This is a genomic window from Deltaproteobacteria bacterium (assembly GCA_016183235.1).
GTDB lineage: Bacteria > UBA10199 > UBA10199 > DSSB01 > JACPFA01 > JACPFA01.
Genome location: JACPFA010000027.1, coordinates 91150 through 102940, shown reverse-complemented (window position 1 = coordinate 102940; position 11791 = coordinate 91150). Strand labels below are relative to the sequence as shown.

Below are 11791 nucleotides of genomic sequence, written 5' to 3'. Positions count from 1 at the left end.
TGTTGTGTCTACTCCATAACGTGGCACATCCCCATCGAATGCCATAATCGTAGGGGTGAAGTCTTGTGCCACATCACATTGTTTATCGCATTTTTCTTCGGTGGTCGCCAAACGACTCGCTTTTAACGTATACTTTGTCGACACCTGTGGCTTGACTTTGAAACTCCCCTTGCAGGTAGTTATATTTTCATTAACGCTGCATTGTTTTTCAGAATCTGTGATAATGGTTTGATCATCGATCATTAGCGTTGTTGGGTTTACATTCTCTACTTCGTATTGCAACGACCCCTCCCACCCATTCCATAGGTCCCCTGATTTAAATATTTTTATATTAGGTTTATTGCGCACTTTGAAAGTCACCGGTCGACTAGGGCCCGGCTTTCCATCCACTTGCTCTGTTACGACGGTAACGGTTACTGGCTCCCCTTCTTCCATCCCACTTACACCCAAAGTTGAACTCGCACTCGCAGGATTTTTTGCAATGGGCTTTAATTTCCCAATCGGCCCCTTAATCGAAACCAGGCTCACTTGCGGTTGATTCACAACATTAAATTCTATCTCCTCATTCCCAAAAATCCATTTTCTCCCTTTGGGAGATACAACTTTAATGGCACTTGTATTAACCACACTATATTGCCCTTTACCTAATCCACTGTTACTCGCCTTATCAACCACCTCTACTTCTAGTTGGACCACCCCATCCGGCAAAAGCTCGGTGTTGAGTTGATTAAATGTTGTTTCCATCTCCCATAAAATATTTTCGTTCTTTTCAGTCGTATCACCGGCCAGAACTTCTCCATTATATTTCAAGGTTACCCCTTGAACCCCTTGCCTTGCACAGGCTATTCCCTTTAAAGTCTGGGTGCCTTCCAATTCGGTTCCCTCTTCTGGGTCGCTAAACGCAAAGGTGGGATGCGATAGATTGCTATCGAGAGTGAGTGATGCCTTCTCGTCTTTCCCCTGAATGGCGGTCACGCCGTCTTCAACGGTGGCCAGCAATTGTCTTGAGCTTAAGTCTTTATTCACACTCAAAAGATCCAGGCGATACACGATCTGTTTCGTCACTTTGCCATTGGCACTTCCCGTTACCTCGCTCAGTTTCGTAACTCCACAGATTGGATCAGTTAGTTTCATCTCTTCAACATGGGCGTTGTCTTCGCCTTCGAGGGTGATCAGTAAATCCGTGCCTTGCTGGGTGGTGGTGATTTTCAGCGTCGGTGGTTGGGGGACGCTTGTCTTATCGGTTGGGCTGACTTTGTCCTTGAGTTCTTGGTACGTGCTCCAACCATCGTTGTCGGGGTCTAAATCGGGCAAAATGCCTTGGCTGATGGAGGCGCTGATGCTCGGGTCTTGTTTGTCCACTTCATAACGGATGTCTGAGCTGGTGAAGCTTACGGTTTCGGCGTTACCGTCGCCGATTTCTTTTTCTACTTCGGCGTAGGCAAAGGCGATGGCACTACCTTGAGATAAATATTGAAACTCGATGATGAATTTATACGTCTTGCCGCCGGGGAGTTTGAAACTTTTGGCTTTTACGGTGCCGGTGGTTTCATCGACCTGCATGGTGGTAGCGTGGACTTTGGTTTGGGTGGGTAATTCGTAAACGCGGAGTTGGGCGGCTAGCCAGGGGGTGGCCTGGGCGTTTAGGTCTTGGCTCCAGCGGCTGGGGATGGGGATGGATAGGCCTTCGGGGGATGTTGATGGGGTGGTGCAGGAGGTGGAGAGAAGAAAAAGAAGGGGAAAGAGATAAAATAGAAGATTGCTTCTGTTATCATGGGTCCCCGCCTTCGCGGGGATGACATTCCTCGCAATGACATTTTTAGACATGGCACTCACGTAAATTACCTCGCTCACCCCCTGCCATATACAGTTACGCAGCGGGATTCAAGGGGGTTTTGCAATTTACGCTTTTTAGAAATTCGTCAAATAATAAAACAAGGCTACCAAGGTTTTGCCGTCTTGAATCTTGCCGCTTTTAAGCAATTGTTTTATTTTTTGCACAGAGAAACGATGGGTTTCGATGATTTCGTCTCGCTCTTGCGAGCATTTTCCTAAAATTAGCCCTTTGGCCACAAACAGATGAATGACCTCTTGGCAAAAGCCTGGCGTTGTCCAGATTGAAAGTATTTTTTTGATGGATCGGGCTTTGAAACCCGTTTCTTCTTGCAATTCACGCAATACCGTTTGGCGTGGAATCTCACCCTTTTCTAACCGACCCGCGGGGATTTCCCAAATGTATTGGTTTAAACAAGCCCTATATTGGCGCAACAATAAAATATCACCATTAGGAAACACCGGCAATACGGCTGCTCCACCCGGATGCCCCACCACTTCGACTTTAGTGGAAACACCGTTGGGCAAAACTAAATCAAGAATAGAAAGAGAAACTATTTTGCCCTTATAAATATTTTTTAATCTCATATAATGATTTGACTTTCAATTAGTGTCATCCCAGCGGAGGCGGGGATCCAGATTTTAACTATATTTTATGGATCCCCGCCTCCGCGAGGATGACAAAAATGGAAGGTCGTGGCCCGAAGACAACGCAGAAGGCTTCCGTGCCCTCTGGCTCCATGAAGGTCACCGCAAGAGACCTCAAGCATTTTAAACACTACTGTCTTGATCAAGGTTTTTAACTCTGCGACTTTAAGTAAGTGTAGCCTTGTAAGATCTGCTGATAAAATTCTACCAAATTGACGCCTTCTTTAGGTTTGATGACCCCCTCCCTAACGCGCCTCTCAACCCCACCCTTCACCTTTTTCAATAAATCACTCCCCGCATATTGCATGCGTGAAATGACATCGCTCACACTGTCACCCTTGATCACTTCTTCAATGTAAAAATCCTCCGGGTCTTCATCGTCACAAAACACGTGGATCTCATTTACCCGCCCAAATAAATTGTGCATGTCGCCCATGATGTCTTGATAAGCACCCATCAAGAACATCCCAATATAATAGGGCCTGCCATCATATTGATGAAGAAAAAGATTGTCGCGAAGCTTGGAACGATCAATAAACTTTTCTACTTTACCATCACTGTCACAGGTAAGATCGGCAATTTGAGTGCGCCGAGTGGGAATTTCATTGAGACGATGGAGTGGCATGAGGGGGAAAACTTGTTTGATAGCCCAGTGATCAGGGGCGGACTGAAATAAACTAAAGTTGGCGTAATAATGATCGACCAATGACTCTTGTAGTTTTTTGATTTCTTTAGGAACCTTTTCCATTTTTCCCACAAGATTAATAACGGCCTTACAAGTTCGCCAAAAATAATTTTCAGTAATGGCACGATCTTCGAGTTCTAAATAACCCAACCGAAACATATCCAGGGCTTCTTGTTTTTTTGCTACTGCATCGTGATAAGTTTCTAAGGCATTTTCTGTCTTTAAATTTTCCATCATGTCTTGCCATTCTTTGGCAATGTCACCGTTACTCGATTTAAGATGCCCATTTTCGGTGCCATATTCAATGTTGCCAAAGACATCCATAATAATGCAAGAATGATGCGCCACCAGGGCACGCCCGGATTCACTCACAATGTTAGGTTGTTTAACCCCCTCATCCATACAAATCTGCTGAATATTATACACCACATCCGAGGCATACTCGTTCATATTGTAATTGATCGATGAATCGGCCGTGGTACGGCTGCCATCGTAATCAACCCCTAAGCCACCCCCCACATCTAAATACTGAATGTCAAAACCCATCTTGGCCAATTTCCCGTAAACCCGCGTGGCCTCGGTAATGGCTTCTTTAACGGCACGAATATCCGTAAGTTGGGAGCCTACATGAAAATGAAAAAGTTTGAGAATGTGTGTCTTGCTTTGTTCTTTTAATATTTGCACCACCTTAATAATTTCCGGAATAGTCAAACCAAACTTTGCAAAATCACCACCGCTATCTTCCCATTTACCAGTGCCTTTGGCAGTTAATTTGGCTCGAATGCCAATCACTGGGTCTATTTCCATTTCGGCAGCAATGCGCAGCAATCTTTCTAACTCTTGAAATTGCTCGATCACCACAATGACCTGAATCCCCAGCTTTCGCCCCAGCATGGCTAGCCTTAAATATTCTTCGTCTTTATAACCGTTACACACCACCAACGATTCGGTGTCGTTGATGATCCCCAAAACTGTTGCTAATTCTGCCTTGCTCCCTGCCTCCAAACCGTGATGGTGAGGCAATCCGGCGTCGAGAATCTCTTCGACCACCTCGCGCATTTGATTCACCTTAATAGGATACACCCCAAAATATTTGCCTTGGTAGTTATGCTCTTCAATGGCCTTGTTAAATAATTGATTGATGGCGGCCACCCGAGCCCGCAAAACATCTTGAAAACGCACCACGCAAGGAAACCCCAAGGCCTTTTCACGGATATCATCAACAATGTCCATAATATCAATGGTGGGCCCACCTCGCCCCGAGGGGTTCATGCAAAGATGCCCTTTGTCATTGATTGAAAAATAACCCAAACCCCAACCATCGAGATTATAATTTTTCTCGGCTTGGGTGATGGTCCAGTTTTGACTGGGTGGTTTATCCAACGGCTCGCCCTCGAGTTAAAGTGCCCCGCCCCATTTCGATCATCTTGCCAATGCCACTCATGGCATCGGTGACAGCGGTGGGTTCATAACCGCAGTGGGTCATACAATTAGCACATTTAGGATTTTTACTCGCTGTTCCGTACCGTTCGAACTCGGTGGTCTGCATGAGTTCTTGATAGGTCTTAGCATAACCTTCATTGGTTAAAAGATAACAGGGTTTTTGCCAACCAAAGATATTGTAAGTAGGCATGCCCCAAGGCGTGCATTCATAATCACGCTTCCCTTCCAAAAAATCTAAAAAGAAGGGGCTATCGTTAAATTCCCAATTTTTATTATGGGCTCGTTGGTATTCAAATAATTCTTTGAAAAATTCATGTGTGCGTTGCTGTTTGAAAAAGTGATTTTGATCGGGTGCCTTTTCATAACTGTAACCAGGAGAAATCGTCAAACCTTCCACCCCTAACTCCATCATGTGATCGAATAATTGGGTTAGGTTTTCAATAGAATGCCCTTCAAAAACTGTGGTGTTGGTAATAACCCTAAAACCTTTGGCTAACGCCGCCTTCATGGCACTCACCGCAATATCGTAAACCCCTGACCTATCGACACAATGGTCGTGGTGTTCGCGGTAACCATCCATGTGCACACTAATGGTAAAACGAGGATGGGGTGTTAGCTTGTGCAGATTTCTTTCAAGCAACAAGGCATTGGTGCACATAATTACATAACGTTTTTGTTTAAGTAAGCCTTCAATGATTTGCTCGATCTGAGGATGAATGAGCGGCTCACCCCCTGGAATCGTCACCATGGGCGCACCACATTCTGTGGCGGCTTGCAGGCACTGCTCAACACTCAAGTGTTTTTTTAAATCTTCTTCAGGGTATTGGATCTTGCCACAACCCGGGCAAGCCAGATTGCAACGGAATAAAGGCTCTAACATTAAATTGAGCGGGTAACGTTTGTTTCGTTTGATTTTCTGCTTAAACAAATACCAACCCAAACTCAATGCCTGGTGTAAAGGCACGCCCATAAAAAGACCTCCAAATAATTCCCCACCCCATATCGAAATTAAAATGAAATAGCTATAGAATTTAGGCCAATGGGCTTAAGAATTTCATGCCATTATTTGGAATTCTTTATGGCGCCGCTTTGGGTCCCAACCTAAGGCATCGCCCACCAAATCAATGACTCTGGGTAATACCGCTAGGGTAGCCTTGCGATCTAAAAAAGCCAGCCGCATGCGCCGAGATAAAATATCCATCACATGACAGGCCCCTTCTTCGCGTATGGCATAAAGAATTTCTGCTTCTAAATAAGGATGACCCGGCACCAGCCGCCGCCATAAATAAGCACCCGTTGAAGTTAAAACCTCTCGAGCCAATCCTCCATAGGAGTTTGCTAAATGTTGGGCAATGTCAAAGTCTAACTTAAACTCTTCGGCTAATTCATAAGGTAATTTTGCATGAAAGCCTTCTGCCCCTACAAAAGGGATCTTTTCGGTTTGCGAAAATCTAGCCGGTTGAAGTTGCGCCAATTGAATCGCCTGATTAACTGCATCCAGAGCCATTTTGCGGTAAGTCGTCCATTTGCCACCCGTGATGGTGATCAAACCTGAAGCACTCACCCGAATCACATGATCCCGCGATAATTTTGCCGTTTCTTTAGAATCCGCCACCGAAACTAAGGGGCGCAAACCCGACCATGAGGCCAACACATCTTCGCGGCTTATTTTCAAATCGTAATAGCGATTGATGTATTTTAAAAGATAATGAACATCTTCTTCGCTAGCCTGAGGATCCACTTCTACTTTAGCAGGGTTGTCGGTCGTACCCACTAAGGTGTGGCCCAACCAAGGTAAAAGAAAGAGCACCCTGCCGTCATCCGTTTTAGGAATCAACACCCCTGTATCAGGCGCACAAAATCTTTTGTCTAACACCACATGAATCCCCGAGCTCACCTGCAACATGGGAGAAACTTCGGGTTCATCGATTTTACGAATTTCATCAACAAAAGGGCCCGTGGCATTAATGATGGCCTTGGCATAAATGTCAAATTCTACGCCGTTGATTTCGTCTTTAGCCCTCACCCCACATAATTTCCCCGCATCATTTTTAATAAGATTTTGCACCCTCACATAATTGGCCACCACCGCACCCTGTTTTAGTGCCGTAAGGGCAATCGACAAGTTCATCCGAGCATCGTTGAACTGCCCATCATAATAAAGCACCGCCCCTTTAAGCCCTTCCCGTTTAAGCATGGGAAACATTTCCATCACACGTTTAGCGCTCACAAAACGACTGGGCTTTAAATTATGCCTTCCCGCCAATAGGTCGTAAAGCTTCAACCCAATATGGTAATAAACAATCTCGTGCCATTTGTAGAGCGGGGTTAGGATGGGTAGAGGGTGAGTTAGATGGGGAGCCAATTTTAAAAGGATGGCTCGTTCATGGAGGGCTTCTTTCACCAAATGATATTGCCCCCGATCCAGGCGTTTCATGGCTTGTTCTAAATAACGAACCCCACCATGCACCAGCTTGGTGCTACGACTCGAGGTCCCCGCCGCAAAATCAAGACGCTCCACCAAAGCCACTTGCAAGCCCCGGCTAGCCGCATCGAGCGCAATCCCCGCCCCCGTGGCCCCCCCACCTATAACGAGGATATCAAACTGCCCTTCTTTGAGATTGGCTAATTGTTTATTTCGTTGCATGATTTAAGCGCCCTTATAAAGTAGCCCCTGCCAAAAGCCATTTCTAAAATCAACTAAATTAACACTAAATTAAAAACGGGGCATCCAATCTGAAATATATGTATGTAAAGCCTCAGTTTTAGGGGTTTAGCTTTCCGAAACCCTTTGCGCGAGAGCGACGAGTCATGAGCGCTTAAAAAAACATATAGTTTGTAGAAGTTAGGGTATGACCAGAGGGAATACACTAACTTCTAAACAAACTAATGTTTTTTAAGTGCGAATACGAGGAGTGGAGCGCGGGTTGAGGAAAGCTAAACCCCTAAAACTGAGGCTTTACATGTGTATCGTAAATCCCCTTGACCCTTCTCAAAAGCAAATCTATGAGGAACATGAATTCTCGGGGATCGTCTAATGGTAGGACCGCGGACTCTGACTCCGCTAGTCTAGGTTCGAATCCTAGTCCCCGAATATTTCATTTTGGGATTTTATCGTTTAGCTGAATTCCACAGTTTGGAAATGTCAGAGATGGCAGAGAAGCCATTTCTGCAATCAGAATAATGGCCCTCTTTAATTGATAAATAAGACTATATTTCTGAAACCTTTTATTCAAACATTCACCTTTATACATTAGACTGAGTATTTCTTTCGCTTGATCCTCTATTTTAGGGCATTCCAAATTGTGGGCCATCTTATTTCTAAGATTATTTAATTTTTCTACAGCTTCGAAAAAGTGATCGAAAGTCTTATCAAAGTTACCCATTGCCTGAAGAAAGACTAACTTAGTAGGAATAGAAAATCTTAAATCCTTTACCCTTTTCAAAAGATTAGGTTTTAATTTCTTCTCAAAAGCCTCGTTTATTCTTTGTTCAACGATCAAATGTCCTTTTAAAATGATTAGATCCAAATCTTTTTTATTTAGGTGCTTGAAATACTGATCTTGCCTTCGTTTAAACTTTTCCGAGCACTGCTTTACCCAAGCTTCAAAATCTTTATTCATTAAAGCTATTCCTTAATTTGAATTAACTGATTTAATTTCATCGCTCAATTCAATCTTTGAAACTGATTTACACTTTTTCTACGAATTTGTATGATTTTAAAATTCTTGCTCTCCTCGGCCTTGGGCTACGCCCCAGGGAAATATTCAAATCTTAAAAATGGTTTATGAGTCATGAAGCGATTGAACTATTAAATTTTACATTCCGCTCTATTCTCACTCGATCTCCTTCAAGGTAGCTTCCAAGAATTTCTCAATCTCTTTCTTTTTGGGCAATTCCACTTGGTACTTCGACACGAACAATTTGTTGTTCATGCCCGCCAAGGCATATTCAGCAAGGACATGATCCTTCTTCGTGCAAAGAAGAATTCCGATCGGGGGATTATCCCCGGACTCGGTCATATTCTTTTGGAACCAACTAACATAGGTATTCAATTGGCCTAAGTGTTCGTGGTTAAATGCATCCACCTTGAGTTCAATCAGAATATGGCATTTGAGAATCCGGTGATAGAAAACTAGATCCACAAAATAGTGTTTTCCACCGATGAGAATTCTTTTCTGGGAGGCTTCAAAACAAAAGCCGTGGCCCAACTCAAGCAAGAAATCCTGTAACTTATTAAGGAGAGATCCTTCCAAGGTTGATTCCGCCATCACCTCTTTCGATTTGATCCCCAAAAATTCAAACACATAAGGATCGCGGATATTCAGTCTGTCATTTGCCCCTTGAAGTTTTTTCTGAGTCAGATCCGCCAACTTCTTTTTGTTTTTTGAAAGGCCGGTTCTTTCAAAATAAAGACTAGCAATTTGACGCTTCAAATCACGGACTGACCAATTACCCTTAATGCTCTGGATTTCATAGAAAGCACGCTTTAAGGGATCATCGATTTCAGCAATCTGCTCTAACTGGCTATAGGACAGCTTAGAAATCAATTGATCCATGGGTACCCTGGAAAATGGGGCCACTGTCCCCACTTTCTCAAACCCAAGAGATTCTTCTCCGATGATCTTGCTGAATTGTGGGGACAGTGTCCCCACAATTTGGGGATAAAATTTATAAAATCGCAAGTACCGATAAAGTTGCCGCTTGTTGCAATTGCTTACCTTGATCTTGGTCAATTTCTCGGCTAATTCCGACAATAATTTTTCGCCGTAAACCGCACGATCTTTTCCACCAAACTCAAATTCTGAAATGTAATAACCAAAGACTCAATTCCGTAAAGTTAGACCCATCATGCGTTGCTGAATCCATTTTTCACTACGACCATGTTTGCGCCACGTTTCACGGGCACGATCGAGTGATCTGGCTGGGTCAGCCATTTCTTGCATACGCTCATAACCTACTTTAGCAAGCCAGAGTTTGATGGGTTCGGCTTTAGAGCTGGGGATGGACTGAATAAGCCGACTTTTGAGGACTTTCCAGTAATTTCGAGCAGCTTGGAAGTTAGGTTGTTGGATGAGAATTTGAATGATATCGACCACTGAAAAATACCAAACCTCATTTTCTTCATCATAGTGACGACGAATTTTGTAGTCTTCAAAAACAGCTAAGTTATTCTTAGCAGTCATAAATTAATACCCTTCAATAAAGGCTTCTTATTTTTTAAATTTCTTTATCACCTGTACAACCTTGCCATTGACCATGTAATCAACAAAGTCTTCAAGATGAATATAAATAGGTGGCAGTTCCTGAGCCGATTCCGAAATAAGAACTATTTGGCTATTTTCCCTATCCTCACAAAACAACTTAATATTAGCGGATCCTCCAATAACCGAAAGAACATAATCACCGTTCTTTGGGGCTTTGACTTCTGAATCCACGATTACATAATCCCCATCTTCGATCGACTTGCCTGCAATATTAGCCTGGTTCATTGAAGAGCCTACAGCTCGTATCGCAAAGAGGTGTTTTTTTTTCGGTACCATGCTCGGAGAAACGGTTAGATAGCCTTCCAAATTTTCAACGGCAAACTCACGCGGATCTCCACAATTAGCCGCCCCCAGAATAGGGATGGAAAGCATTTTTGTTTGCCCCTTCCCTTGAACTGCACCAATTTTTATTGACCTTGGTTTATCTCCGCTGACAAGGAGCCCTTTTGCTCTTAGCTGATTCAAATGGTGTTTGATTTTTTGCGGATGCTTCTCCCCGATATGATCACCAATCTCACGTAGAGTCATCCCTTCAAGTGGTTTTTTCGAAGCAAGTTCCAAAATGGCTTGTTGTAGGCGGTGCATAGATTCTGACCTCCTGATGTCAACCATGTAGCATAATTAGATCGTTCTAGTCAATTTTAATCAATATACTTGACAAATTTGACAAACACCAGCGTGGTCCTATTTGAATAGTCAACACAAATAAAACTGTTTTTTATAAGGAACGAGCTATTGCTATAACTGCTGAATTAGAACAGCAATCAAATTGGAAAAAAATGGGAAAATTCGCAACTAATATTGCTTCAATAATTTTTGCTAGTATTCCATTCCCAGGGGCTGGTTCAATTTCTGCAATTATTGACAAGGTTGGTAATATTTTTTCAACCTGACCTTCAAAAAAGCCTAATTGAGTTGGCAAAAATTATTGAGGCCTCAGTACCTGATATGGAAAAAATTAGACCATTAAAACGGCAAAAAAAGTATAATAAATAAAAAGGGTTTGTTTAGATTTTATGAAGTACATTTCTTAATTTATTCATAGAGACTTCGTGGGCTTTTCTATCCATCTTCCGAATATTCAACAGTTTCCACTGCACCGCGGGTAATTTATCGACTCCAGGAATGCCTAAAAGACCCCAATCAGGGGCGCCCTCTTTCATAGACAAAAGAAATTGTTTTTCATCATCAGTCAAGTCTCCCATTAAAGTTTTGATAAGCCAATCCCTTGCTTCGGTTAACTCTTTCATCGTCACTGGAACATGGGGCATGCCCTCAAATTCGTTTTCATAAATTGTTTGAATATCTTTTTTAATGGGAGAAAGCAGTTCACTCATGGGCCGGTCATGACTAATCAGATAAACCAAAAATGCTTTTCGGATTTGAGGAGTAAGACCTTCATTTTCCATTAACAGTTTAATGTCGAATAAATCTCTCGGATGTTGCCGATCCAACGCGGCGCAAATTTTGCCTCCGTAAAGATCGGGAGTTGATAAACTTACTATGGAAGCCGAAAGATTAAATAGATCTTCTGCTTTTGGAGAAAGATCGCGTGTCTCGCAAGGGTATACAAATCCTCGTATCACGGGATTAACTTCTATTTTGATTGCGGTTTTTCTGTTCTTTACCAAAAGATTAATCACTGTTCTTAGTGATGGGTTGGGAGTTACCTGAACTTTTACATTGGGAAGTTTGCCTTGAATGGCCTGAGAGAGTCTCTGCAAGGCCTCTCCCATATTCTTCAAAGAAATATCCCGTGCTTCTAGTGGTAAATAGGTCAGATCAATATCTACGGAAAGGCGCGCCATGTCGCGCAAGAAGAAATTAATGGCAGTTCCACCTTTTAAAGCAAAACATTTTTCACGGGCTACAAAAGGCAATGTTTGTAGCATAAGGAAAGTCTGTTCATAAAAAG

General features: G+C 43.0%; 10 protein-coding genes, 1 tRNA gene and 1 pseudogene. 1 reads left to right on the top strand and 11 read right to left on the bottom strand.

The features are described from left to right. The 5 genes from HYU97_07240 to HYU97_07220 form a co-directional block, all read right to left on the bottom strand. On the bottom strand, positions 1-1854 hold a 1854-nt coding region (locus tag HYU97_07240), incomplete at its 3' end, for a hypothetical protein (protein MBI2336538.1). A 57-nt stretch (positions 1855-1911) separates the two neighbouring features. Then, positions 1912-2421: an NUDIX hydrolase gene (locus HYU97_07235; GenBank protein ID MBI2336537.1), complete on the bottom strand. Its 510-nt coding sequence runs from the start codon at positions 2419-2421 to the stop codon at positions 1912-1914. Positions 2422-2632: 211 nt separating this feature from the next. Next, complete coding sequence (gene speA, locus HYU97_07230; protein ID MBI2336536.1) at positions 2633-4549, bottom strand: biosynthetic arginine decarboxylase; 1917 nt, start codon at positions 4547-4549, stop codon at positions 2633-2635. After that, positions 4542-5579 carry an adenosyl-hopene transferase HpnH gene (gene hpnH, locus HYU97_07225; protein MBI2336535.1) on the bottom strand — a complete coding sequence of 346 codons (1038 nt, stop codon included), beginning with the start codon at positions 5577-5579 and terminating at the stop codon, positions 4542-4544. The genes speA and hpnH overlap by 8 nt, the downstream gene beginning before the upstream one ends. A gap of 84 nt (positions 5580-5663) precedes the next feature. Then, positions 5664-7256 carry an FAD-dependent oxidoreductase gene (locus HYU97_07220; protein ID MBI2336534.1) on the bottom strand — a complete coding sequence of 531 codons (1593 nt, stop codon included), beginning with the start codon at positions 7254-7256 and terminating at the stop codon, positions 5664-5666. A gap of 376 nt (positions 7257-7632) precedes the next feature. Here HYU97_07220 and HYU97_07215 point away from each other — a divergent pair. Further along, positions 7633-7703 (top strand) — tRNA-Gln (locus tag HYU97_07215). Between the two features lie 4 nt (positions 7704-7707). Here HYU97_07215 and HYU97_07210 read toward each other — a convergent pair. The 6 genes and pseudogenes from HYU97_07210 to HYU97_07185 form a co-directional block, all read right to left on the bottom strand. Beyond that, the gene (locus HYU97_07210) at positions 7708-8232 is read right to left on the bottom strand and encodes a hypothetical protein (protein MBI2336533.1); all 525 of its coding nucleotides are present in this window, start codon (positions 8230-8232) and stop codon (positions 7708-7710) included. Positions 8233-8445: 213 nt separating this feature from the next. Beyond that, entirely contained in the window at positions 8446-9168 is a 723-nt protein-coding gene (locus HYU97_07205) for a DUF1016 family protein (protein MBI2336532.1), read from the bottom strand. Positions 9169-9453: 285 nt separating this feature from the next. Further along, a pseudogene (locus tag HYU97_07200) lies at positions 9454-9795 on the bottom strand (hypothetical protein). Between the two features lie 27 nt (positions 9796-9822). Continuing rightward, positions 9823-10461, bottom strand: a complete 639-nt coding sequence (locus HYU97_07195) for a hypothetical protein (protein ID MBI2336531.1) — start codon at positions 10459-10461, stop codon at positions 9823-9825. Between the two features lie 133 nt (positions 10462-10594). After that, positions 10595-10798: a hypothetical protein gene (locus HYU97_07190; GenBank protein ID MBI2336530.1), complete on the bottom strand. Its 204-nt coding sequence runs from the start codon at positions 10796-10798 to the stop codon at positions 10595-10597. A gap of 85 nt (positions 10799-10883) precedes the next feature. Continuing rightward, positions 10884-11768: a nucleotidyl transferase AbiEii/AbiGii toxin family protein gene (locus HYU97_07185; GenBank protein ID MBI2336529.1), complete on the bottom strand. Its 885-nt coding sequence runs from the start codon at positions 11766-11768 to the stop codon at positions 10884-10886. Between the last annotated feature and the right edge of the window lie 23 nt (positions 11769-11791).